This is a genomic window from Hyphobacterium marinum, assembly GCF_036330325.1.
Lineage (GTDB): Bacteria > Pseudomonadota > Alphaproteobacteria > Caulobacterales > Maricaulaceae > Hyphobacterium > Hyphobacterium marinum.
Window position 1 is genome coordinate 149,698 of sequence record NZ_JAZDRO010000005.1, and the last position, 23,954, is coordinate 173,651.

Annotated in this window: 25 protein-coding genes; 18 read left to right on the forward strand and 7 right to left on the reverse strand. The window is 62.5% G+C overall.

From position 1 onward, the window contains the following. Window position 1 precedes the first annotated feature (1 nt). Both V0U35_RS12180 and V0U35_RS12185 read right to left on the reverse strand, forming a co-directional pair. Window positions 2-694 carry an iron-containing redox enzyme family protein gene (locus V0U35_RS12180; RefSeq protein WP_330196997.1) on the reverse strand — a complete coding sequence of 231 codons (693 nt, stop codon included), beginning with the start codon at window positions 692-694 and terminating at the stop codon, window positions 2-4. Next, the gene (locus V0U35_RS12185) at window positions 691-1,854 is read right to left on the reverse strand and encodes a 3-oxoacyl-[acyl-carrier-protein] synthase III C-terminal domain-containing protein (protein WP_330196998.1); all 1,164 of its coding nucleotides are present in this window, start codon (window positions 1,852-1,854) and stop codon (window positions 691-693) included. The genes V0U35_RS12180 and V0U35_RS12185 overlap by 4 nt, the downstream gene beginning before the upstream one ends. A gap of 118 nt (window positions 1,855-1,972) precedes the next feature. On the opposite strand from V0U35_RS12185, the gene uvrB reads away from it, so the two are divergent. The 3 genes from uvrB (at window position 1,973) to V0U35_RS12200 (ending at window position 6,501) form a co-directional block, all read left to right on the forward strand. After that, window positions 1,973-4,120, forward strand: coding sequence for an excinuclease ABC subunit UvrB (uvrB, locus tag V0U35_RS12190; RefSeq protein WP_330196999.1), 2,148 nt, complete (start codon window positions 1,973-1,975; stop codon window positions 4,118-4,120). Between the two features lie 87 nt (window positions 4,121-4,207). Beyond that, a complete protein-coding gene (locus tag V0U35_RS12195; RefSeq protein WP_330197000.1) occupies window positions 4,208-5,551 on the forward strand; it encodes an AAA family ATPase in 1,344 nt (447 codons plus the stop codon). Next, window positions 5,551-6,501 carry a DUF4435 domain-containing protein gene (locus V0U35_RS12200; RefSeq protein WP_330197001.1) on the forward strand — a complete coding sequence of 317 codons (951 nt, stop codon included), beginning with the start codon at window positions 5,551-5,553 and terminating at the stop codon, window positions 6,499-6,501. The genes V0U35_RS12195 and V0U35_RS12200 overlap by 1 nt, the downstream gene beginning before the upstream one ends. Window positions 6,502-7,245: 744 nt before the next feature. Here V0U35_RS12200 and V0U35_RS12205 read toward each other — a convergent pair. Together V0U35_RS12205 and V0U35_RS12210 are read right to left on the reverse strand one after the other, a co-directional pair. Continuing rightward, complete coding sequence (locus V0U35_RS12205; protein WP_330197002.1) at window positions 7,246-7,584, reverse strand: hypothetical protein; 339 nt, start codon at window positions 7,582-7,584, stop codon at window positions 7,246-7,248. Between the two features lie 321 nt (window positions 7,585-7,905). Further along, on the reverse strand, window positions 7,906-8,166 hold the full coding sequence (locus V0U35_RS12210; protein ID WP_330197003.1) for a GlsB/YeaQ/YmgE family stress response membrane protein: 261 nt from the start codon (window positions 8,164-8,166) through the stop codon (window positions 7,906-7,908). 146 nt (window positions 8,167-8,312) lie between these two features. Here V0U35_RS12210 and V0U35_RS12215 point away from each other — a divergent pair, with 146 nt between their 5' ends. The 9 genes from V0U35_RS12215 to V0U35_RS12255 all read left to right on the forward strand — a co-directional run bounded on the left by V0U35_RS12215 (window position 8,313) and on the right by V0U35_RS12255 (window position 14,931). Next, window positions 8,313-8,702, forward strand: a complete 390-nt coding sequence (locus V0U35_RS12215; protein WP_330197004.1) for a hypothetical protein — start codon at window positions 8,313-8,315, stop codon at window positions 8,700-8,702. 146 nt (window positions 8,703-8,848) lie between these two features. Beyond that, window positions 8,849-9,451, forward strand: coding sequence for a hypothetical protein (locus tag V0U35_RS12220; RefSeq protein WP_330197005.1), 603 nt, complete (start codon window positions 8,849-8,851; stop codon window positions 9,449-9,451). Between the two features lie 57 nt (window positions 9,452-9,508). Next, window positions 9,509-10,105: a DNA-3-methyladenine glycosylase I gene (locus V0U35_RS12225; RefSeq protein WP_330197006.1), complete on the forward strand. Its 597-nt coding sequence runs from the start codon at window positions 9,509-9,511 to the stop codon at window positions 10,103-10,105. Then, on the forward strand, window positions 10,102-10,326 hold the full coding sequence (locus tag V0U35_RS12230) for a hypothetical protein (RefSeq protein WP_330197007.1): 225 nt from the start codon (window positions 10,102-10,104) through the stop codon (window positions 10,324-10,326). Before V0U35_RS12225 ends, V0U35_RS12230 begins: the two co-directional genes overlap by 4 nt. 79 nt (window positions 10,327-10,405) lie before the next feature. Beyond that, window positions 10,406-11,527 carry a beta-ketoacyl-ACP synthase III gene (locus V0U35_RS12235; RefSeq protein ID WP_330197008.1) on the forward strand — a complete coding sequence of 374 codons (1,122 nt, stop codon included), beginning with the start codon at window positions 10,406-10,408 and terminating at the stop codon, window positions 11,525-11,527. Then, a complete protein-coding gene (locus V0U35_RS12240; RefSeq protein WP_330197009.1) occupies window positions 11,524-12,639 on the forward strand; it encodes a beta-ketoacyl-ACP synthase III in 1,116 nt (371 codons plus the stop codon). The genes V0U35_RS12235 and V0U35_RS12240 overlap by 4 nt, the downstream gene beginning before the upstream one ends. Window positions 12,640-12,667: 28 nt before the next feature. Next, window positions 12,668-13,705: a TolB family protein gene (locus V0U35_RS12245; RefSeq protein ID WP_330197010.1), complete on the forward strand. Its 1,038-nt coding sequence runs from the start codon at window positions 12,668-12,670 to the stop codon at window positions 13,703-13,705. Between the two features lie 62 nt (window positions 13,706-13,767). After that, a complete protein-coding gene (locus V0U35_RS12250; RefSeq protein ID WP_330197011.1) occupies window positions 13,768-14,130 on the forward strand; it encodes an endonuclease domain-containing protein in 363 nt (120 codons plus the stop codon). 36 nt (window positions 14,131-14,166) lie between these two features. Beyond that, window positions 14,167-14,931: a type 1 periplasmic-binding domain-containing protein gene (locus V0U35_RS12255; protein WP_330197012.1), complete on the forward strand. Its 765-nt coding sequence runs from the start codon at window positions 14,167-14,169 to the stop codon at window positions 14,929-14,931. On the opposite strand, the gene ygfZ is transcribed toward V0U35_RS12255, so the two are convergent. Next, complete coding sequence (ygfZ, locus tag V0U35_RS12260; protein ID WP_330197013.1) at window positions 14,922-15,773, reverse strand: CAF17-like 4Fe-4S cluster assembly/insertion protein YgfZ; 852 nt, start codon at window positions 15,771-15,773, stop codon at window positions 14,922-14,924. The two genes, V0U35_RS12255 and ygfZ, sit on opposite strands and share 10 nt — an antisense overlap. On the opposite strand from ygfZ, the gene V0U35_RS12265 reads away from it, so the two are divergent. Continuing rightward, window positions 15,772-16,728 (forward strand): glycosyltransferase family 9 protein, encoded by a 957-nt coding sequence (locus V0U35_RS12265; protein ID WP_330197014.1) that lies wholly within the window; start codon window positions 15,772-15,774, stop codon window positions 16,726-16,728. The two genes, ygfZ and V0U35_RS12265, sit on opposite strands and share 2 nt — an antisense overlap. Beyond that, a complete protein-coding gene (locus V0U35_RS12270) occupies window positions 16,725-18,062 on the forward strand; it encodes a dihydroorotase (protein WP_330197015.1) in 1,338 nt (445 codons plus the stop codon). The genes V0U35_RS12265 and V0U35_RS12270 overlap by 4 nt, the downstream gene beginning before the upstream one ends. Here V0U35_RS12270 and V0U35_RS12275 read toward each other — a convergent pair. Beyond that, window positions 18,059-18,433, reverse strand: a complete 375-nt coding sequence (locus V0U35_RS12275) for a hypothetical protein (protein ID WP_330197016.1) — start codon at window positions 18,431-18,433, stop codon at window positions 18,059-18,061. The genes V0U35_RS12270 and V0U35_RS12275 overlap by 4 nt on opposite strands. 42 nt (window positions 18,434-18,475) lie before the next feature. Then, complete coding sequence (locus V0U35_RS12280; RefSeq protein WP_330197017.1) at window positions 18,476-19,315, reverse strand: universal stress protein; 840 nt, start codon at window positions 19,313-19,315, stop codon at window positions 18,476-18,478. Window positions 19,316-19,427: 112 nt separating this feature from the next. On the opposite strand from V0U35_RS12280, the gene V0U35_RS12285 reads away from it, so the two are divergent. The 4 genes from V0U35_RS12285 to V0U35_RS12300 all read left to right on the forward strand — a co-directional run bounded on the left by V0U35_RS12285 (window position 19,428) and on the right by V0U35_RS12300 (window position 23,953). Beyond that, window positions 19,428-20,099, forward strand: a complete 672-nt coding sequence (locus V0U35_RS12285) for an HD domain-containing protein (protein WP_330197018.1) — start codon at window positions 19,428-19,430, stop codon at window positions 20,097-20,099. Continuing rightward, on the forward strand, window positions 20,096-21,052 hold the full coding sequence (locus V0U35_RS12290; RefSeq protein ID WP_330197019.1) for an NUDIX hydrolase: 957 nt from the start codon (window positions 20,096-20,098) through the stop codon (window positions 21,050-21,052). The genes V0U35_RS12285 and V0U35_RS12290 overlap by 4 nt, the downstream gene beginning before the upstream one ends. 259 nt (window positions 21,053-21,311) lie before the next feature. Next, window positions 21,312-22,451 carry a quinolinate synthase NadA gene (nadA, locus tag V0U35_RS12295; protein ID WP_330197020.1) on the forward strand — a complete coding sequence of 380 codons (1,140 nt, stop codon included), beginning with the start codon at window positions 21,312-21,314 and terminating at the stop codon, window positions 22,449-22,451. A 5-nt stretch (window positions 22,452-22,456) separates the two neighbouring features. Beyond that, a complete protein-coding gene (locus tag V0U35_RS12300) occupies window positions 22,457-23,953 on the forward strand; it encodes an L-aspartate oxidase (protein WP_330197021.1) in 1,497 nt (498 codons plus the stop codon). Window position 23,954: the final 1 nt, after the last annotated feature.

The following is a 23,954-nucleotide window of genomic DNA, read 5'->3' on the forward strand; positions in this document are numbered from 1 at the left end:
ATTAGAGGATGTCCCCGATCTGCATGGCGTAGAGCCGTCCCGTCACCCGTGCGCAGGTCACGATCCGGGTTTCCAGAGCGGAATCAAGGGGAAGCAGGCGCAGCATGTCCTCGAACTCCTCCATGTGATCAGCGTCATTCTCGCCGTGATAAAGGAGGAAAGAGACCGCCTTTTTGTCCAGTCCGAGCTGGTCGGCGACGGCCCGGCCCCAGCCGGCGGCCTTGGTGGAGCCCAGCCCTTCGATGATGAACATTGCGCCAATCATATCAAAGGGATCGGGCTTCGAGGCGGTGTGAAACATCCAGGCCGAGAGTGCTTCGGAACCCGGGTTTTTGTTTGCCGTTCTTATGGCGTCTCTTGTCCCTCCCGTGGCACAAAAGTCGTCTTCCAGTAGTCGGTAGTCGCGGTGTTCGGTCGCGGCATGGCGGATCAGGGTCGAGCGCAACTCGAAATGGTCTTCAGAAATGTTCGACGCCGCCCGCGCGATCCAGCACGCCCCGTCGACGACCTGCTGGCGCAAATTGACCAGGAAGGCCTGATAGTCGGTAAGCCGGAGTTGTCCCCGGTTCAGCTTCCGGATGAGGTCGGTTGCCTCCAGTTCGCCCTCGAACTCGGTCCAGACGATGGCGAGCTTCCTGAGGACCGACTGGACGGCAGCGTCCTGGATATCCTTGGCAGCGACTGGGGCGTTCATGGGCGCGTCTCCTTCTCCGGCGCGACGGCGGTCAAATGCATGAAGCCGACCATGGCGCGCCCGCTTTCCGGCACGATACACAGGATTCGCTCGCCCGGCATGAAAGCGCGAGCAGCGAACAACTCCTCCAGCATGATCCAGATCGAGGCTGAACCGGTATTGCCCTTGGTCCGGAGGTTATTGAACCAGCGGTCCTCGTCGATCATCCCGCCCGTGGAGTCGAGGAGACCGATAATCTCCTCGCGCAGGGATTTCGCCGAGTAGTGCAACAGGAGGCGGTCAATCTCACCAGGGATAATGCGGCCGGCATCCACTTTTTTGAGATACTCCCCGATCCAGGCGCGGATGATGGTTTTCAGGAGGGTGAAGTCCTGCATCAGGGCGATGGCACCGGCTTCGAAGGCGGCCTGTGGTCCTTTCGCGGACCAGCCTCCGGTGAGGTCATGCGCCCTGCCCGGCGCGGCCCCGGCCCACATGCACGGGTCATAGCGGTGGGCGAGCGAGACCATGTCGATCCAGTCCACCCGCAGCGAGACGTGCTGAGGGGAAGGCGCGGGCCGCATCCACACCGCCCCGGCCCCGTCGGAGAGCGTCCACCGCAGGAAGTCGGCCTGCATCCCGAGCCGGCCCTTCGCGTCGATGAGGGCGGAGCCGTCATAGAATTCCGGGCGGAACCAGCGCGAGGAAAACTCGCTTGCCGCGGCGACGGCGGTGTCAGCCTCGCCGGCGCGGATATTGAGCCAGGCGGTCTTGGCGGCCATGAGGGCCGAGGCGCAGACCGACTGGAAGCTGGCGACTTCGAGCGGCCCCACACCAAGCTCGGCCTGGACCTGCACGCCATGGCCGGGGACGAGGAGATCGCCCTGCGTCGTGGCGGTAGCGAGGAGGTCGAGCGCGGCCAAACTCTCGCCGGCGGACTCGGCGGCGGCGCGCACGGCTGCGGCGCACATGTCGGCCCCGGAATGGCGATGCGTGCCGTCCGGGTCGAGCGCGTAATGGCGGGTCTCGATCCCGTTCCAACGCAAGGCCCGCCGCCCGAGCGAGGAGGCCCGGCCCTCGACCTGGCCGAGATAGCGCTCCATGTCGGCACTGGCGACCGGATCGCCGGGGAGAAACGCCCCCGCGCCGGTGATGTAAACGTCGCGCAAGCCTTGGCGCATGACACCTCCCGTCTTCCCCCGCGCCCCGATGGGACGGGGACAATGGGGCCTAAAAAAGGAGGCGGACGCAAGGCGGAACAAACTGGAAACCTGCGCGCCGATACCCTACATGGGAGCGATGGCACGACTCACGGCAGACGACAGCGCGATGCGCGACATGGGACAGGCGGACTTCGTCCTCGACAAGATCGCGACAACCCCGGCGCTGTGGACCCCGCACCGTCCCGAACGCCCGGAGAAATCCGAAGGCGGGGTGCGGTTCAAGTGCGTGTCGGACTTCGAGCCGATGGGCGACCAGAGAACGGCCATCCCCGAACTCGTCGACAACCTCAATGCCGGGGAACGGGACCAGGTTCTCCTCGGCGCGACGGGCACGGGCAAGACGTTCACCATGGCGAAAGTCATTGAAAAGGTTCAGCGCCCCGCGCTGGTCCTCGCCCCGAACAAGACGCTCGCCGCGCAGTTATACGGCGAATTCAAGAGCTTCTTCCCGGACAATTCGGTCGAGTATTTCGTCTCCTACTACGACTACTACCAGCCCGAAGCCTATGTCCCGCGCACCGATACCTTCATCGAGAAGGAATCCTCGATCAACGAGGCCATCGACCGCATGCGCCACGCCGCCACGCGGGCGATCCTGGAACGCGATGACGTCATCATCGTCGCCTCGGTCTCCTGCATCTACGGCATCGGCTCGGTCGAGACCTACACCGCGATGACGTTCGAGCTGAAAGCCGGCCAGACCATCGACCCGCGCGCCGCCGCGAAAGACCTCGTCGCGCTCCAGTATCAGCGCAATGATGCCGCCTTCCAGCGCGGCACGTTCCGGGTCAAAGGGGACGTGCTGGAAATCTTCCCGGCGCACTACGATGATCGCGCCTGGCGGGTGGACTTCTTCGGCGACGAGATCGAGTCCATCACCGAATTCGACCCGCTGACCGGCAAGGCCCAGGCCGATCTCAAATCGATCAAGGTCTACGCCAATTCGCACTATGTGACCCCGCGCCCGACGCTCCACCAGGCGATCTCCAGCATCAAGACCGAGCTGAAAGAGCGCCTGAAATGGATGGAGGAGAACGGCAAGCTGCTCGAGGCCCAGCGCCTCGCCCAGCGCACCGAATTCGACATCGAGATGCTCGAGGCCACCGGCGTGTGCAACGGGATCGAGAACTATTCGCGCTATCTCACCGGCCGCAAGCCGGGCGAACCGCCCCCCACATTGTTCGAATACCTGCCCGAGGACGCGCTCATCTTCGTTGACGAGAGCCATGTCGCCATCCCCCAGCTCGGCGCGATGTACCGGGGCGACTTCAACCGCAAGAAGACGCTCGCCGATCACGGATTCCGGCTTCCCTCCTGTCTCGACAACCGGCCGCTGAAATTCGAGGAATGGGATTTGATGCGCCCGCAGACGATCTGCGTCAGCGCCACGCCCGGCGGCTGGGAGCTGGAGCGAACGGGGGGCGTCTTCACCGAACAGGTGATCCGCCCGACCGGCCTCATCGACCCGCCGGTCGAGGTCCGCCCCGTGGCGAAAGACGGCGCGAGCCAGGTCGACGATGTCATCGCCGAGGCCCGCGCGACGGCGGAAATGGGCCTGCGCACCCTCGTCACCACGCTCACCAAGCGCATGGCCGAGGATCTCACCGAATACATGCACGAGCAGGGGCTGAAAGTCCGCTATATGCATTCCGATGTCGACACGGTGGAGCGGATCGAGCTGATCCGCGATCTGCGCCTGGGGGCGTATGACGTGCTCGTCGGCATCAATCTCCTGCGCGAGGGGCTCGACATTCCCGAATGCGGCCTCGTCGCCATTCTCGACGCCGACAAGGAAGGCTTCCTGCGCTCAGAGACCAGCCTCGTCCAGACGATCGGCCGTGCGGCGCGCAATTCCGAATCGAAAGTCGTGCTCTATGCCGACCGCATCACCGGCTCGATGGAACGCGCGATGGACGAGACCGCCCGTCGGCGCGACAAGCAGACCGCCTACAATCTCGAACACGGCATCACGCCGACCACCATCGTGCGCGGCGTCTCCGACGTGCTCGAAGGCGTGATGGAAAAAACCGCCAAGGGCCGCTCGGCGCGCGCCCGGGACCGTAAACGCTTGACCGCGCGCGAAGAGAGCGCAACATTCGATCCCAACAATCTGCGCGCGCATATCGCCGAACTTGAAAAGCAGATGCGGGAAGCCGCGGCGAATCTGGAATTCGAGGAAGCGGCGCGGTTGAGGGACGAGATTAAAGGGTTGGAGGGGGAGTGATTTATGTGGAACCTACGTACTTTTACTTTCCAAATTTAGGGCCTCTATGGCCTACGGCGTAGCTCAGCCACGTTCAGAAGAGATTAAATGAATATCGATAAATTTGAAATTCACGGACTATTCGATCGCCATGATGTCAGTTTAGATATCGAAGAAGGTCGCCGTATAATAATTGGCCCAAACGGGTACGGCAAAACAACTATTTTAAATTGTATGTACTATTTTGTTAGCAGACAATGGCAAAAACTTGAACGGATACCCTTTCGAGAAGCCTCGATAACTATTGGATCCGAAAGCATAAAGGTCACTCATGATCAGCTACGTTTTCTAGATAAACGTGGTCATCGCTACATGCGTAGATTTTACGACTTGGCACGCCACACAGATCTATTGGATCAGATTCGAACTAGCAGCTCACCAAGTCCTAGTCTAATTCGTCATATCGCCCGAATCACAAACTCAACACCACATGCCGCAGAACAAATCTATTGGGCTTCTCGTGAAGAAGAACCAGATTTATTTTCTGAGCACATTCAATCAATTAATGCATTCATGCGAGAGAAATTTCCTCATAAATTTTACTACCTCCCCACTTATCGACGAATTGAAAAAGATTTGTCGGATATTTTCCCCCACTTAGATTCTGAGCGCTTGCCGTCGAAATTCTTACGCGGCGATAGTGAGAGATCGATCGTCGAAATAATTCAATTTGGTATGGATGACGTAGAGTCTATTTTCAAGGACGCAACTTCCGAGGCGCGATCCTATTCACATTCAGAACTCAATAATCTTGCCGGCCGCTATTTAAAAGAAGTTATTTTGAAGTCGCGTAGGAACTACGAAGATCAACCGGTCGACGTCGTGAGCGATGTTGAAATATCATTAAAGAAAGTGAACGAAAATGTACTTTCTGACGGCGAAAAACAAAGAGTATTAAATCTTGTAAAAGAGATTGAACAAAAAGAATCTCTTAGCAATGACGACAGCTACGTTCTATCCTACGTACAGCTATTGAATGACGTAATTAGCAACATCACTAAAAATGATAAAAAAATAACGAATTTTGTAAATAATATTAATCAATACTTACTTCCCTCTAAGTATCTAGAGTTCGATGATATCAATTATGAAATAAGCATTATTGAATCGAAGAGAGAAAATTTGTTAAGTTTGTCAAGTTTATCGTCAGGTGAAAAACAAATCGTATCATTGTTCTCACATTTGTTTTTACAGAATGAAGATCCTTTTTATATTTTTATTGACGAACCCGAACTATCACTGTCTGTGCCTTGGCAACGAAACTTTTTGGAGGATATATCGCGGCATTCAAACTGCGAGCTATTGGTATCAGTTACGCATTCTCCGTTTATCTGGGAGAATAGCCTCGAAAACTATGCGACCGATATTCGACAGCTGATCATGGGCGATTGATGAACGCCGATTTTCGACAGCTGCACCTTGAAGCACGCCACTCCCCTCAGTCTTTGGTCCAGGATCTCGCGAGCCGGACTATAGGCGTTGATTTCTATGCCCTATTTGTTGAAGGCGATGTGGATGCAATTTTTTACGCACGACAACTGCGGCTATACTCGGATCGCGCGAAGTCAGTCAAATACGTCTGTGGTGGCAAAGGGGCTGTACTAAAATGTTATCACCTAGCCACAAAAGTTATCTCTAATTCAGATAATTGCCTTTACTTCGTCGATAGAGATTACAACATCGAAGACTGGGTAAAAGATAACGGATGTTTTTATATAACCCCGTATTATTCCGTTGAGTACTTTATATGCAACATGAATGCATTATCGGGATTTCTCACCGATCACGCTAACTTAGACGATCATCAAGTAGATGCTTTGCTCGATGGACTCTCGAATTTGGAGACCGTGGCGAATTTGACAGCGGATACAAGGGCGTTATTATATATCGTTGCGTTGAAAGTATTGCGAAATTTAAATCCTTCTGCGTCAATTGATAGAATTCGTGCAGTCGATTTTGGCGGTATCAATGAAGCAGGGTGCATCACTGGTCGGCGAACTAGGCGTCTAACATTAAAAAAACAAATAGGAATATGCGGAGTTGAGGATCGGCTACCAACGATCACGGAACTAAAAGCGGAAATGAGTACTGCGGATGATATCGCGATAGCTGAAGTTTTACGCGGAAAACATTTTTCCGAACTCTTATACAATCTGATCCTTGAGCGAGCGCGAGCCCTCTTAGATACGGCCAATGACAATGATCGACGTTCGCTCGAACGTATAAGAAAAACGAGCCAGGTAGAGTTTGTAGAGCAGGTATTGGTTCGAAGAGTATTAATTACAGATGTCGAAAATTATTTTCGCTCTCGATTTATTCCTAGATCGCGGGGCGCCGATTAGTTGGTGCTTTTTCGTTATCACTAGATTCTCCATACTCCCGGCCATGCCCCGGCGCGTGAGTACGCCCGAAACGAGAGCGCGGATGCAGGCCGCCGCCCGCGTCCTGCGGCGCGGCCGGGGTCAGCACCTGACGGGCCGCGATCTGGACCCCGGCGTTCGCCGGGGGAACGGGTTTGGTTTTTAAGTCCTGATAGCATGGGCGCCCCTCCTTCCCCTCGAGGGGGAAGGTGCTGAGCGAACGCGAAGCGGAAGGGGTGGGAAACACAGGCGTTGGAGTAGCCCACCCTCTCCGTCCGCTTCGCGGACACCTCTCCCCTCAAGGGAGAGGAGGGTGCTCCTGAATGGTGACCTCTGTCCTCCCTCATGCTGAGGTGCGAGGGCCGAAGGCGCGAGCCTTTCAAGCACGCTGTGCGTTTGAACCCTCCTTCGAGGCTGCCTGACGGCAGCAACTCAGGATGAGGGGATTGTCTGGAACGAAGACCCCTCACCCGGCCCTGACGGGCCACCCTCTCCCTGGAGGGAGAGGGTGATATCCCGGAACCCGGCCAGGGGCGAAAACGTTTTAAAGGCAGAGGCCCCGAGCGCCTCACGGTTCGACCCCCCTCGTTTCCGTTCGAGGGGAACTCGCCCGCTCCGGTTTCCTGACCATTCCGGGGCGGGCTTTTTTTTCGTGATCACAGCAAACCCCACCCCTACCCTCCCCTCGAGGGGAGGGAGGACGCGCAGCGTCAGGGTGGGGTAAACTTACCCGAAGGTGCGTTCGATGACGTTGCGCTTGTCGCGGTCCGGGAAGAAGGCGGCGGAGAAGCTGGTCGCCACGATGGCGATGATCACGCGCGCGATGATGGTGAAGAAGAGGAAGGTGATCTGCTCGTCACCCAGGAAGATGCGCACGAAATTGTTATAGCGGTTGGGAAGCCCGGTATGGGTCAGCCAGTCCTCGACCAGTTCCGCGCCATTGATGATCCAGTTGAGCCAGTCCGGCGCATAGAGCCCCAGCGTGACCAGCATCGCGGTCGCCAGGATGAAGGCCAGGAACAGCGTCGCGCTGACCGAACCGATGCGGGCGAAAATCAGACCCATGCGGGCACTCCCCTTATTCCGTGTGCTGGCAGCGACACTAGCACGAAGCATGCCGGACCGCCGCCCCTCCTCGCCTAACGCGCGAATTCGCCGGCACGTTCCTTGTGGGCGGTTCGGGCAGGTGTGCGCCCCCCTTCGCAGGCCTTCCGCTTCAAAGGAAAGAAAGGCGGCGCGCCGGCGTTCGGGCTGGAAGACCGCGAGGGAGGTGGATCCGCCCGCCGTCCGGCCGGCGCACCGCGAGGGGCGCACGAGGGGGAGAGTGCGTTAAAGCGGCTGAATACAGGCTGACGGGCGACGCCTTGCTTTGGCCGTGAAACCGCCTCAGCGACGCCGGACGAGGCGCACCGCGATGAGCAGGACGAGCGCGCCGGCGATGGCGGCGGTAAAGGTCAGTGTCAGCCCGAAGGGCAGGCCGGGGACGAAGGCGATGTAGAGCCAGCCCGCCGCGACCGCACCAACAAGCCCCAGCGCCAGATCGGCGAGCAGGCCGAAGGGCCGGTCCCTCGTCACCAGACCGGTGACATGACCGGCGGCAAGGCCGGTCAGCGCAAACAGCGCCAGCGGGATGAGGGTCGCGATCAAAGGGCAGGCTCCAGCGTCTGTCGTTCGCGCCGCAGGCGAAACGGAACGGCCGAATTCGCCTTCACGTCTTCCCTTTGTGGTTAACGCATGATTAACTTCGCGTCCCGCTGGGGGGCGGATACTTCTATTCGGGGGACCGAAACATCATGAAACACCTTATCGCAGGCCTGGCGCTCGCCGGGCTGATGACCGCGCCCGCGCTTGCCGATGGCATGGACAATGCCGTGGGCAACACGGTGCGCGTGATCATCGACGAGGCCGGACACGGCTTTGACGCCTTCTTCGACGCGGATGGCTCCTACTCCGACAGCCTCGGACGCACCGGTGCCAGCTGGACCTGGTCGGACGGCCAGCTCTGCATCGTGCCGCCGGCCGAGGCCGAGGGCGCGGAACCGGCCTGTGGTCCGTGGGACGGCTCGCTCGCCGTAGGTGGCAGCGAGACCACCTCGGACTGGTCCGACGACGGCTCCTCGGTCACCATCTCGATCCTGGAAGGACGCGGCCACGAGGCACCGACCCCGCCGCCCGCCCAGTAAGCCTTCATCACAAGCCTACCCTTCGTAACAAACCTGAAAACGGGCGGTCCGGGGAAACCCTGGCCGCCCCTTTTTTGTCCGCTTATCCCCCAGGGGGCGAGTTATGCTACACTTGCAACCGGGAGCTTTACCGACGAGAGCCTAACATGAACCGGCCGGACCGCGCCGCCATTCACGCCGCCATGACCACGAAGGGCTACCGCCTGTTCGAGAACGCGAAGGGGTTCGACCTCAACATCGTCGGTATCCGGTCAGCCAGCACCGTGCCCGACCGGTTCGATGACTGGATCACGGTCAGCTATCGCGACGGCGTAGCCGGCGACTGGGCCTTTTACGCTTGGCCGGGCACGACCGATCCGGGGCTCTACTATCTGCGCAGGCCGCTGAACGTGCACGGCACGGCGATCCTCAAACCCGGCCAGTACCGGTCCAGCCACGCCATCCGCAAACACCAGGGCCGGTATGAAGCCGTCTGCCAGAAGCCCGGCACAAACCTTCCCGTCCACCGCGACCGCAATGAAGACGGCACGATCGACCTGGATGCCGAGGTGATGACCAACGGGACCGGTATCAATATCCACCGCGCGGGTGACACCCGCGCCTCGACCGTGGTCGGCAAGTGGTCGGCAGGCTGTCAGGTCTTCGCCGACCCGACGGACTTTGATGTCTTCATGACGCTGGCCCGGCGCGGCCGAGACATTTATGGCAACGGCTTTACCTATACGCTGCTGGAAGACGGCGACCTCTAGGGTCCCGCCCCCAATTTCCGGGTCGCGCCGGCGCACGCCATGCGCTAGAGCGGTGCGATGACCGAGACGATGCTTTCCCGCTGTCCCTGGGCACCGGATGACGATCCGCTCTATGCGGCCTATCACGACACCGAATGGGGCGTGCCCGAGTATGACAGCCGCGCCCTGTGGGAAAAGCTGATCCTCGACGGCATGCAGGCGGGGCTCGCCTGGATCACGATCTTGCGCAAGCGCGATTCACTGCGCGCCGCCTTTGACGGCTTCGATCCGGACATCATTGCGGGATATGGCGAGGCCGATATCGCCCGTCTCCTCGCCGATCCGGGCATTATCCGCAGCCGGTCCAAGATCGTCGCGACCATCGGCAATGCGCAGGCCTATCTCGCCATGCGCGAGGCGGGCGAGGATTTTTCCGCGTATCTGTGGGGCTTTACCGGTGGCCGGCCGATCCAGAACCGCTTTACCGCGATGCGCGACGTCCCCGCCAAGACGCCGCTAAGCGAGACGATTTCGAAAGACCTCAAGAAACGCGGTTTCAAATTCGTCGGGCCTGTGATCGTCTATGCCTTCATGCAGGCGGTCGGGATGGTCAATGATCATCTGGTCGCCTGCCCGCGCCACCTGCCGGTGCGCAAGATGGGAGAGACTTCATGACGCGACGTCTGGCGATTGCATCATTCGCGCTGCTGGCCACCGGGTGCAGCACACTGAACTGGGAACGCGACGAGGACGGCCCGCAGGCCCGCGACATGAGCCGCGCCGAATGCGGCCTGGGCGGTGCCCATACACCCGCCGGACCGGGCGATTGGGTCTGTGAAACCAATGGCGACACACATCGCCAGACGCAAAACCCGGTTTATCCCGCCGAGGATTAGGCGTATTGCGCCACTCCTAAAGGATTCCTGTACTACATACGCGGCAGAGCTCGCATCCGAGCCAGAGGCAAGTCATTCCATGATCGCAACGGCAATCCAGTCCACCGGCCTGTGGACACCGGGCGAAGTGCTGACCAACCAGGAGCTGGTGGAGAGCTACAACGCCCATGTCGTCCGCTACAATGCGGAGAACGCCGATGCGATTGCCCGGGGCGAGCTGGCCGAGAAACAACCCTCCTCGACCGAATTCATCGAGAAGGCTTCGGGCATCAAGGCCCGATACGCGATTTCCAAGTCCGGCATTCTCGATCTCGACCGGATGAAACCGGACATTCCTTTCCGACCCGATGACGAGCTGTCCTGGATGGCCGAAGCCGGTGCCGCGGCGGGCAAGGACGCACTCGAACGTGCCGGGTGGGGTCCGGCCGATGTCGACGGCGTCATCTGTTCGGCAACCTCGATGCAGCGCGCCTACCCCTCCATGGCGGTGGAAATCCAGCAGGAGCTGGGCATTGGCGGCTTTGCCTACGACATGAGCGTGGCCTGCTCGTCGGCGACATTCGGCATCACGGTCGCCTCGAACCTGATCACGTCAGGACAGGCGCGCTCGATGCTGGTCGTGACGCCTGAACTCGCCACGCCTCAGGTCAACTACAATGACCGCGACAGCCATTTCATCTTCGGCGACGCGGCGACCGCTGTTCTTGTGGTCCGGGAAGACGATGCGACGGACGGTTGGTCCATTCGCGGCATGAAGATGAAGACAGAATTCTCCAACAATATCCGCACCAATCTGGGCTTCCTGAACCGCTGCGAGACACCGCAGCGCAGCGAAGCGGATCAGCTTTTCTCCCAGCAGGGGCGCAAGGTCTTCAAGGAAGTCTGCCCGATGGCGGCCGATTTCATTCTTGAGCACATGGGCGAGCTGGGCCTGACACCCGATCAGGTCAAACGCCTGTGGCTGCACCAGGCGAATATCAACATGAATTCCATGGTCGCGCGGAAGGTTTACGGCCGTGACGTTGCGCCGGAAGAAGCGCCCATCATCCTCGATGAATTTGCCAATACGGCGGGCTGCGGTTCAGTGATCGCCTTCCATCGGCATAATGATGATTTCGTGCCTGGCGAGACGGGGCTTATCTGCTCCTTCGGCGCGGGCTATTCTATCGGTTCGATATTCGTGGAGAAGCGGGCTTCGTGACTGACTGCGTTATACGTTCTACCGGCTGGCACGCGCCGGATGCCAGGATCACCAATGCTGAACTGGTCGAGGTGTTCAACGCCTATGTCGACCAGTTCAATACCGAGAATGCGGCCGCCATCGAGGCCGGCGAAACACAGGCGATGCTGCCCTCCAGCGAGGAATTTATCGTCAAGGCCTCCGGTATCCAGAACCGTCATGTTCTCGACCGTGACGGTCTGATGGACATTACACGGATGCGTCCGCGCCTGCCGCACCGGCCCATCGATGAGCTGTCCGTCCAGGCCGAGTTCGGACTGATCGCCGCCAAGGCGGCGCTGGAAAAGGCCGGCCGTTCGGCCACTGACGTCGACGGCATCATCGTTGCCAGCTCGGCCCAGCAACGCAACTTCCCCGCCGTCTCCGTCGAGATCCAGAACGCACTCGGCATCGAGGGCTGGGCCTACGACATGACCATGGCCTGCGCCTCGGCCCTGTTCGGCCTGCAGCAGGCCCGCGACATGATCCGAGCCGGATCGGCCAATTCAGTGCTGATCATCAGCCCGGAGATCATGAGCGCGATCAACCATTACCGCCGCCGGGAAGTGCACTTCATCTTTGGCGACGCGTCGGCCGCCATCCTGGTTGAACGGGCCGATATCGAACCGGGCGGCTGGCTGGTGCGCGGAACGCGCCTGCAGACGGCTTTCTCCAACGCCCTGCGGTCCGATTTCGGCTTCCTCAATCACGCCGAATTCGAGGAAGGCGAGGAATTCGAGGCCTTTGTCGACCAGGACGGCCACCGTGTCTTCCGCGACGTCATCCCGTTCGCGTCATCGGTTTGCGAAGCCCTGATCGCCGATTGCGGCCTGACCGGCGCGGACATCAAGCGCGCCTGGATGCACCAGGCCAATATCCGCATGGTCCACGCCATTTCCAAGCGCGCGCTGGGTCGCGACCCGACGCCGGAAGAAGCTCCGGTCATCCTGGACGAGTATGGCAACACCTCGTCCTCGAGCGTGGTCATGACGTTCGACATGAATTCCGCTGACATGACGGCCGGCGAAAAAGGCATCATGGCCGCCTTCGGGGCCGGCTATGGCTGCGGCACCGCCATCGTGGAAAAACGCTGATCGCTTCCATTGCCCGAAAGGCACGCCCATGACCGCCACCCGCCTGATTACCGCGTCCACGCTGGTCCTCGCCCTCACCGCCTGCTCGGGTGGCAACGACCCAGCCACCGGTACCGATGAAGCCGCCGCGGCCGATACCGTCATCGACACAGTCGAGGCGTCGGCCGGCGACATGACCGACGACAGCTCCGCCGGCGAAACCGGCACTGACGACGCCGACGCGGACGAAGAGGCAGTCGGCCTGCCGGGCATGGATATTTACCTGGCCGGGCTCAGCTGGGTCGACGGCGTACCGTCCATTGGCACGCCGCGAAACGTCACCAACCAACCCGGCTATGACAATCAGCCGGCCTTCGTGCCCGGCAGCCACGATTTCTATTATTCGGCCGAGTCCGAAGCCGGAACGACCGATGTCTATCGCTACAATTCGGTCGACGGTACCCGCGTCCAGGTGACCAACACGCCTGAGGACGGGGAGTATTCTCCCCGCCTGCTGTCGGACGGCGCGTCGATCGCTTTCCTGCATCAGGACGCGGCCGGAACCCAGCTGATTACGCGCACCGATCTGGACGGCGGCAACCGCGAGGTCATGATCGACCTGCACCCGGTCGGCTATTTCGCCTTCAGCCCGGACGAACGGCAGGCTGCCATGTTCGTCCTGACCGAACCCTTCTCGTTGCAGGTCGCTGATCTGGATGCCGGGACGGTCGAAACGGTCTACGAGAACATCGACCGGGCGCTTTATGCGACGCCGGACGGCACCGGCGCGATCTTCACGACCCCGCGCGAGGATGGCGGCTTCCAGGCCATGCACTATGGCTTCATTGATGGCGAAACCGCCTACCTGTTCGACCTTCCGGGCCTGTCACAGGATTATGCGCTCGCCTCGGCTCCCGATGGCCTGGCCGGCGCGTTCGCGTCCGATGACGGCATGCTGGTCTGGCGCGATGCCAACAGCGCCGACTGGACGCCCGTGGGCGATCTTTCCGCCTTCGGCCTGACCGGCATCACCCGCATGGCTGTCAGCGACGATGCTTCGGTGATCGCCATCGTGGCCGCGGAGTAACATCGCTGTCGGCTGCAGAAGCGCCCCTCTCCCCTTGGGGGAGAGGGTAGGGTGAGGGGTAAATGGAACGACCCGGAACCAAACAAGCCCGACAGCTGCGCCGCACACCGACAGATGCCGAAACGCGGCTCTGGCGTTACCTGAAAAACCGCAACCTCGAAGGCTGGAAGTTTCGTCGGCAAGCGCCGATAGGTCCCTATGTGGCCGACTTCTTTTGTCCAGATGCCAAGCTTATTATTGAAGCCGATGGTGGCCAGCATGCGCTAGAAGTAGCCAGAGATGCCCGCCGGACCCGTTGGCTGGAATCCGAAGGCTATCGGGTGATCCGTTTCTGGAATAACGATATACTTTCAAACACGGACGGCGTTCTGACCGTAATTCTGGAGGCGCTTAGCGCCACCCCTCACCCCAACGCTCTCCCCTAAAGGGGAGAGGGAATCTGACCGAGAGCGACAATCCTGATGCCCCGCCAGAGCTTCTATTTCTTCGACATCGACGAGAACATGCTGCACCTGCCGACGCGGTCGCACCTGCTCAACACGATGACGGGTGAAGAGAAGTCGATGACCCAGGCCGAATTCGACGGCATCCGGGGCTATCTCGGCGTTGCCGGAGACTGGGAAGACTGGGCCGCGCCGCCTGAGCGCGCTTTCCGGGAATTCGCGGACGGCAAGGACCGCAATGGCGAGGAATATCTCCTGCGCGATATCCGCCGGGCGCTCGACGCCGGTGATGGCTGGATGGGGCCGTCCTGGGATATTTTCAAGTACGCCGTCCTGCGCCGGCGCCCGATCGCGATCATCACCGCACGCCAGCATTCCGAAACCATCATCAAACAGGGCATTTCCCTGCTGAAAGAGGCCGGGAAAATTCCCGAGGAGCCCAATTACCTTGCCGTGTTCGGCGTCTCCAATACGGCGGTACGAAAGGAATTGGGCGAACACCTGACCACGGCGGGCCTGAAGCGCGCCGCTATCCGGCGCTGTGTCGAGATGGGGCTGGAACAATACGGCCGCGACGAAGCCCACAGTTTCGGCATGTCCGACGATGACCCCAAGAATGTCGACCTGATCACTTCGGCCATGCTCGAATGCAAGCTGGACTATCCCGACAAGCGGTTCTTCGTCATCTCCACCAACCGGCGCCGGCATGTGAAGCTCGAAGTCCTCTCCCCGCACAAGGAAGAGTCAAAACTCCGCGCCGCCGAAGAAGACTATTACGGCTGAACCGTAATCCGGGCGGTCATGCCGTCCGCCGCTATCCCGTCCTCATGGCCTTCCAGCCGGTCGAGCCGCAGTCGCGCGATGGCGGCCTCACCCGCTGACGAGGTGATCTCGCCCAGTGGCGTGTCACCGGCCATGACCGGCGTCCCGGCGGCTGGAGCCTCAACCTCAAACGTCAGCCCCAGCGAGCGCTTGCGGATCGTGCCGCGCCGCTTCATCCGCGAGACGACTTCCTGGCCAACGAAACAGCCTTTCTTCCAGCCCACCCCGCCATAGAGGTCGAGATTGACGTCGGTCGGGAACACGTCGGCTTCCGCGTAGTCGCGCCCGAAAGCGGGCACGCCCTGCGCGATCTCGGCGGCGTCCTGGTCTGCGTCGCCGTCGCCGGCAGGTGCGTCTTCTGATCGAACTACCGCGCGCGTCGGCAAGCCGGCATGGCGCGGGTCCTCGGCCCCCTTGCCCGCAACGACAACAAGATCCTCGCGTAGGGCGATATCGGCTTTCGCGCGCAGCCGGTACATCGACAACCGTTTGACCAGCGCGTCGGCGGCCTCGCCGTGGACGTCCAGGAACACCCCGCCCTCGATCCCGTGCACAAGGAAATCAACCAGGATTTTCCCCTGCGGCGTGAGCAAGGCAGCAGGCCGGATCGCCCCGGTGTCGAGCGTTGCAAAATCCAGCGTCAGGACGCGCTGCAGGAAGTCCCGGCTTTCCTCGCCCTCCACCGAGATAACGGCGCGGCGGGCGAGGCGGGCGGGGGGAAGGGTTCCGGTGCTCATCCCCCTCATATGGACCCGCTGGATCGTCTGGCCAAGCGCCCCCCTGTAGGCTATGCCGCGACGCATGGAACGCATCCTGTTCATCACGTCGACACGGATCGGCGATGCCGTCATCAATTCCGGCGTGCTGGACCATCTCGTCCGCACACGGCCCGACGCCCGGTTCACGATTGCCTGTGGCAAGCTGGCCCAGCCCATCCTGGAAAACACCCCGCGGCTGGACCGGATCATCATCGTCAACAAGAAACCCCTGGGCCTGCACTGGCTGGGCCTGTGGCGGCGTGTCGCCGGGACCAAATGGGATCTCGTTGTCGACATGCGCGGCTCGGCCATCGCCGCCCTCTTGCGCGCTGATGTCCGCAAGACGCTGCGCTCGACGAAAATCCCGATGCACAAGGTGCGCGAGGCGGCCGGCGTGTTGCGGCTGGAACCGCCGCCCCTGCCGAAAATCCACCTGCCGGAGGATGCCGAGACGCGCGCCGCTGGCCTGTTCCCGACTGGGCGGCAGGTCCTGGCTGTCTGCCCGTCAGCCTCCCTGCCCTTCAAGATGTGGCCCGGTGACCGTTTTGGTGAGCTGGTCAAGCGCATGGTCGGTCCCGGCGGGCCGATGGCCGGCGCGCTGGTCGTGATCTTCGGCGGGCCCGGTGACGAGGTTCACGCCAAGCCGATCCACGAAGCCCTGCCCGACGCCGGCGTCTTCGACCTGACCGGCAAGCTCTACCTGACCGATGTCGCGGCGTGCCTGGCCCGCGCCCGGCTGTTCATTGGCAATGATTCCGGGGTCATGCATATCTCCGCGGCGATGGGTACGCCGACACTCGGCCTGTTCGGCCCGTCCGACGAGCGCCTTTATGGCCCCTATGGCGAACAATGCGCCGTGGTGCGGGGCGCGCGGAATTTTGATACCATCCAGGACGAGACGCCGAACTGGAAGGCCCACCCGACGAGCCTCCTGATGGACCTCTCCGTCGACGCCGCCTTCGAAGCTGCCACGCGCCTGCTGGAGCGCACCAAGACATGAGCCGGACTTTCGACCTGATCATCCGTGGCGGCGAGATCGCCAACCATGCCGGGCGCGGCCGCGCCGACATCGGCGTCACCGGCGGGCATATCGCCGACATTGGCGACCTGTCCAAGGCCGATGCGGGCGAGGTCTTCGACGCCGCGGGCCTGACCGTCCTGCCGGGCGTGATCGACACCCAGGTCCATTTCCGCGAGCCGGGCCTGGAATGGAAGGAAGACCTCGAATCCGGATCCCGCGCGGCGGTTTTGGGCGGGGTCACGGCGGTGTTCGAAATGCCGAATACCAGCCCGGCGACCACCGACATGGATGCGTTGAATGACAAGCTGAAGCGCGCCCGGCACCGCATGCACAGCGATTTCGCCTTCTATGCCGGCGCGACGAACGAGAATGCCGACGTCCTCGCCGAAATGGAAAAAGCCCCCGGCTGCTGCGGGGTCAAGGTGTTCATGGGGGCGTCGACCGGCGACCTCCTCGTCAAGGATGATGAGGGCGTTGAGCGGGTTTTGCGCGCGATTTCACGGCGCGCGGCTTTCCATTCCGAGGACGAATACCGGCTGGAAGAGCGCCGCGCCCTCGCCGTGGACGGGGACTGGCAGAGCCACACGGTCGTGCGCGACGCCAAGGCCGCCATCATGTCGACCGAGCGCCTGGTGCGCCTGGCCCGCAAGACCGGCAAGCGTATCCATGTCCTGCATATCTCGACAGCGGAGGAAGTCGACTTCCTGATGGACTGCCGCGACGTGGCGAGCTGCGAGGTCACGCCCCAGCACCTGACGCTGGAAGCGCCCGACGCGTATGACCGGCTGAAGGCCTTCGCCCAGATGAACCCGCCGATCCGCTCCGCCGAGCACCGCGCCGGCCTGTGGCATGGCGTCCAGAACGGCCTCTTCGACGTAGTTGGTTCCGATCACGCCCCGCACACGCGCGAGGAAAAATCCCGCCCCTATCCGCAGAGCCCGTCGGGTATGCCCGGCGTACAAACGCTGGTCCCGGTCATGCTGAACCATGTGGCTGAAGGCCGGATGAGCCTCGAACGCTTCATCGACCTGACGAGCCACGGCGCGCAGAGGATTTTCGGCATTGCCGGCAAGGGAAGGATGAGCGTGGGTTATGACGCCGACTTCACCATCGTCGACCTGAAGGCCAAGCGGACCCTCACCGAGGACTGGGTTGAATCCAAGTGCGGCTGGTCGCCCTTCACCGGCGACACCGTCACCGGCTGGCCGATGGCGACGATCGTCCGCGGCAGCACGATCATGCGCGATGACGAGCTTGTCAGCCCCTCGATGGGCGAGGCTGTTCGCTTCCAGGAGACTCTGGGCGCGGCCTAGACCTTCACCGCTTCGGTGATCTTGTAGGTCAGTGCGTCGCCATCGGCTTCGTGGATGGTAAGGTAGTCCCCCAGCCGCATCGTGTGGTCGCCGAGCCGGTAGACGGGCTCGTCCGGTCCCTCGTCTTCCTCGTCATAGTGGAAGAACCAGTTCGCGCCGCGATGGGTCAGCCAGCCATCGGCCTTTTCATCCGGGTCGGGCGAGAAGCGATCAACCGTGCAGGCCTTGCGGTTCTCCCGCCACAGATCGGCGTCGAGTTTGCCGCCCTCATCCAGTGGCGCGACGATGACATAGCCGCGATGGTCGTCACCACCGGGATAACCGGCGTCCGGATTGCGTCCGAGACGCATGACAATACGGGTCAGGGGCATGAGATCTCTCCTTCCCGCCTCCACGGGGAGGCGCTGTGCCCGCTAGTGCGCCAGAAACAGGCAGGGTCCGTCAACGGCATTCAGGAGCGACTTTGTGACGCCGCCAAAGACGAATTCACGCAATCGCGAATGGCCATAGGCCCCGGCAACGATCAGGTCAGCTCCCTTTGAGGCATCGAGAATGCCCTCAACAACATCCTCGTCCGGGTCCAGTTCGCGCACGATGGCGTGCTGCCCGCGGCCGCTGAGCCAGTCGACCAGGCGGTCGGGCGGAGCCATGCGCCGGTCTTCGAAGTCGATCCCCTTCTCCGACTGAAGAACGATGACCTTCCGGGCCTGGGTCAGGAAAGGCGCGGCCCCATAGACCGCGCGCGCGGCCTCCTTCGATCCGTCCCAGGCGACCGTTACCGTTTCAGGAGGTGAAAAACCGCCGCGCGCGACATAGACCGGCACCTGTTCGTCGATCAGCACCGCGGTCACGAAATCGGAGAGGGAGCCGCGCCCGGCGGCCGAGTCTGCGTCCGTTACCATCATGCGGGCCAGGCGCGCTTCGGAGGCGACTTCAGAGGCCATGCCCGACACACGTACGAAGCGGCCGCGGACGGCATCCAGCCCGCCGGCCTCCAGACCGTTCTGGAAACTTGCCTTGGCGGCATCGGCACAGCGATCACTTTCGTCGCGGACCGCGTCAACCGCGGTCGAAACGACCGAGGCCGCCGCGGCCCCCGGTCCGGTCCAGAGCAGATAGCTGGATGGGTCCGGCTCGATAAACAGCCCCTCCAGGTCTGCATCCACGACCCGGGCCAGCTTGGATGCGGTTCGGGTCAGGCTTTCGTCGTCCTCATGCCCCTGCAGGGTCACGATGATGCGTTCGCGGGCCATGGCTTGCCTCCCCGGGCTTCATTGCAGACGCTTGATCTTCGCCGCCACCGGCTTAGGAAGAGCGCCCCGGAGAGCATTAAAGCCGATTCAGGCCAAAAAGGATAACCGCGCAATGGCGCAAGCGAGACGCAAGACCAAGGATCAGCCCCGTGCCTGGCAACGGATGATTTCCGGGCGCCGGCTCGACTTGCTTGATCCCTCGCCCATGGACGTGGAAATCGACGACATCGCCCACGGCCTGGCCCGGGTTGCCCGCTGGAATGGCCAGACGACCGGCGACCATGCCTTTTCCGTCGCCGAACACAGCGTCATCGTCGAACGCATTGTCGGCGAGCTTTATCCCGACCTCGAGCCGAAATGGCGGCTCGCCGCCCTCCTCCACGATTCATCGGAATATGTGATCGGTGATATGATCAGCCCGTTCAAGGCGGCGCTGGGGGTCGACTACAAGGTGTTCGAGGAGAAGCTGGAAACTGCGGTCCATGTCCGCTTCGGCCTGCCCGCAAAAACACCGCTGGCGGTGAAGAAAAAGATCAAGCGCGCTGATCGTATGAGCGCCTATTTCGAGGCCACCCAGATCGCCGGATTCAGTCACGAGGAGTCCGCCGATTTCTTCGGACGCCCGCCCGCCGGGCTGCATGTCGACATCAACCCCGCTCCTCCGAAAATCGCGCAGCAGGCCTTCGTGGCCCGCTTCGAGGAATTGCTCAGGGACGTCGACGCCGCTGCGCGCAAGGACACACGCAAGCCACGGCTGAAAGCCGCGCGGGCGCGGCGGCGGTGAGTGCAACGGCGGGTCTTGCAGTCGGCCTCAACGCCGTCATTCTTTCGGTCGCCGCCGACAGTCCGCAATTGCTCGTCGTGCCCCATGGTGCGGGCGGAGCCGCCCTGCCCTTCGGGCCGTTCGATCCGGATCGCCACCGGACGTTCGAGATCGGCCTGCGGGAATGGGTCAGCGAGCAGGCGCACTTCCAGCTCGGCTTTGTCGAACAGCTCTACACATTCGGCGACCGGGGCCGCGAAGCCCCGCTTGCCGATCTGCCCGCACCATCGGAAGCCCGCATCATCTCGGTGGGCTATCTGGCCCTGACACCGGATGCGACCGAACGCCCGGCCGGCGGTGGCGTCTGGCGCGACTGGTACCGCTTCTTCCCCTGGGAGGACTGGCGCGGCGGCAAACCCGCGCTGCTGACCGATCAGATCGAACCGGCCCTGCAGCGCTGGATCGATGGAGCGGAAGGCGAAGGCCGGCGGGAATCGCGGCGCGACCGGGCCCGGATCACCTTCGGCATCGATGGGCGCGGCTGGAATGAAGAACGCTGCCTTGACCGCTATGAGCTTCTCTACAGCGCGGGCCTGGTCGCCGAAGCTGTACGCGATCGCGCCGACGGGTCGGTGGAAACCCTCCTCGGCGAAGCCATGGCCTCAGACCACCGGCGCATCGTCGCCACGGCCCTCAGCCGCATCCGCGCCAAGATCAAATACCGCCCGGTCATTTTCGATCTGATGCCCGAACGCTTCACGCTGTCAGCCCTCCAGCGCACCGCCGAGGCGGTGATCGGCTATCCCCTGCACAAGCAGAATTTCCGCCGGGCGCTTGACCGTACCGGCTTCGTCGTCGGCACCGGACAGATGGATGCGGCCACCGGTGGGCGTCCGGCCGAACTTTTCCGCTTCCGCCGCGAAGCGTTGAAGGAAGGCCCGGCCTCGGGCATCGCCACGCCAAGGCTGCGGTAGGCGGGCTTCAACCGCCAATTTTACTCCCCCTCACCCGGCCCTGACGGGCCACCCTCTCCCTCGAGGGAGAGGGAGGGGACCCGGCCTGAAGCGATAGCGAAGGCTGGGGAGGGTGAGGGGGTAAAATCCAACGATCCCCTGTTGACCTTCACGTCACGCAGCCCTATTTAGGCTCATGAAGAGCAAAAGGCGGCACCGCCCCGGTCCCGCCCTCTTTTAAGGCCCTTGTATTGCTCATTTTGAGCAAAAGGAGGCGGTGATGGATCGCTACGACTGGCAAGCCCCGAAAACGCGCATGGCAGGCACCGAGCCGCCCCGCGCGCATAATGACGCCTTGCCCTATGACGACGCGGTGATCCGCGCCACGGCTCCGATATACGAGAAGGTCAAGGACGTTATCCCGGCCGAGGAGTGGCCGGCCTATGCCCCGCTCATTCACGCGATCAACACGCTGAAAAAGGAGCGCAACGCCGTCATCCTGGCCCACAACTACATGACGCCGGAAATCTTCCACGGTGTCGGCGACATCATGGGCGACAGCCTGGCGCTGGCCCAGAAGGCGGCCGAGACCGATGCCGACGTGATCGTTCAGGCCGGGGTCCACTTCATGGCCGAAACGGCGAAAATCCTGTCGCCGGAAAAGACCGTCCTCATCCCGGACATGCGCGCGGGCTGTTCACTCGCCGCATCGATCACCGGCGAGGATGTCGCCCTGATCAAGAAGAAATACCCCGATCTGCCTATCGTCACCTATGTGAACACGTCCGCCGACGTGAAGGCGGAATCCGATGTCTGCTGCACTTCGGGCAATGCCGTTCAGGTCGTCGAATGGGCGGCGAGGGAGTGGGGCACCGACACCGTCATCATGATCCCCGACGAGTATCTGGCGCGCAATGTCGCGGCCAATACCGATATCCGAATCCTGTCCTGGAAAGGGGCGTGCGAAGTCCACGAGCGCTTCACCGCCGAGGACGTCGACGCGCTGCGCGAAGCCCATCCCGGCGTCATCGTGCTGACCCACCCGGAAAGCCCGGCAAGCGTCGTGAAAGCCGCCGACTTTGCCGGCTCGACCGCCGCCATGGCGGCCTGGGTCCGCGACAACAAACCGGCCAAGGCCGTGCTGCTGACCGAGTGCTCGATGAGCGACAATGTCTCGGTCGGCCAGGCGGAGACGCAATTCATCCGGCCCTGCAATCTCTGCCCGCACATGAAGCGGATCAGCTTGCAGAACATCTATGACGCGCTGCGCTACAACCGTCATGCCGTGGAGGTTGACCCCGAGCTGGCGCGCCGGGCGAAAGTCTCGCTCGACCGGATGCTGGCCCTGCCGCGCCCGGACACACCGCCGAGCTTCGATCCGAAACGTGAAGCGGGGCCCATAGAGCTGGTGACGGTCTAAACACCATGACCCCTCCCCCCATCCTCATCGCCGGGGCCGGGATCGCCGGCCTGTGGGCGGCGCTCAATGCCGCACCGCGGCAGGTCCTGCTGCTGACCGGGTCGCTGCTGGGAAGCGGCACCGCGACCGGCTGGGCGCAGGGCGGGGTCGCGGGCGCGCTCGGACCCGACGACGCCCCGGCCATCCATGCCCATGACACGGTCGCGACCGGGGACGGGCTGACCGATCCGGAGATTGCCGACCTCTTCGCGCAATCCATTCCAGAGCAAATCCGGGCACTGGCGAAGTTGGGCGTGCCGTTTGAAACGACTGCGGGAGATGAGTTCGCACTTGGCCTTGAAGCGGCCCATGCGCGCCGCCGCGTTGCCCATGTAAAGGGCGACCAGGCGGGTGGGGCGATCCTCTCGGTTCTGATCGAGGCGGTCCGGGCGGCGACGCACATCACCATCCTCGACGGCTGGCGGGTCGATGCCCTCCTGCCCGCCAGCGATGGCGGCTGTGGCGGCGTGCTGGCGCGGCGTCCGGACGGCACGCTGGACCGCCTTGAGGCCGCCGAGACCGTGCTGGCCATGGGCGGGGCTGGCGGCCTTTACGAGACCACGACCAGCCCGAAAGGCGCACGCGGTCAGGCCATGGCCATGGCGCACCGGATCGGCGCGGATATTCTCGATCCTGAATTCATCCAGTTTCACCCCACCGCCATCGACGCCGGGATAGACCCGGCTCCGCTGGCCACCGAAGCCCTGCGCGGTGATGGCGCAATTCTGATCGACCGCGATGACAACCGTTTGATGGCGGGCCACCCGCAAGGTGATCTCGCACCGCGCGATGCCGTCGCCCGCGCCGTGCACCGCGCCCGGATGGGCGGTCGCGGCCCCGCGCTCGACGCGCGCGGTATCGGCCCGGACTTTCCGCAGCGTTTCCCGTCCGTATTCGCCGCCTGCGCGGGGATGGGCCTCGATCCGCGCGAGACGCCGATCCCGGTCCTGCCCGCCGCGCATTACACGATGGGCGGGATCGCCACCGACCGCGACGGGCGCACCAGCCTTCCCGGCCTGTGGGCCATCGGCGAATGTGCGGCCAGCGGCCTGCATGGCGCGAACCGGCTGGCGTCGAATTCGCTCGGTGAAGGCCTGGTCTTTGGGGCCCGTGTCGCTGAAGCCCTGCGCCGCAGCCCTGAGCGCAGCGCGGCAGCCGGTGAGGCAACGCCCGCTCCCGGCCTGCCACCGCTCGCCCTGACGCGGCTGAGACAGGCGATGAGCCGCTTTGCCGGCGTGGAGCGCGACGAGGCGGGCCTGCGCCAGCTCATCGCCATCATCGACGATCTCGCCGTCCGCCATGGCGAGGCGTCCGAGCTGGTTGCTGCGCGCTTGATCGCGCGCGGGGCGCTCTCCCGGCGCGAAAGCCGGGGCGGGCATTTCCGCCGTGACTTCCCGGCGAAAACCGCCGCGCGGCACACCCGTTTCGGTCCGGCCTCCCGCCGTGCCGCGAAAGGAGCCTGAG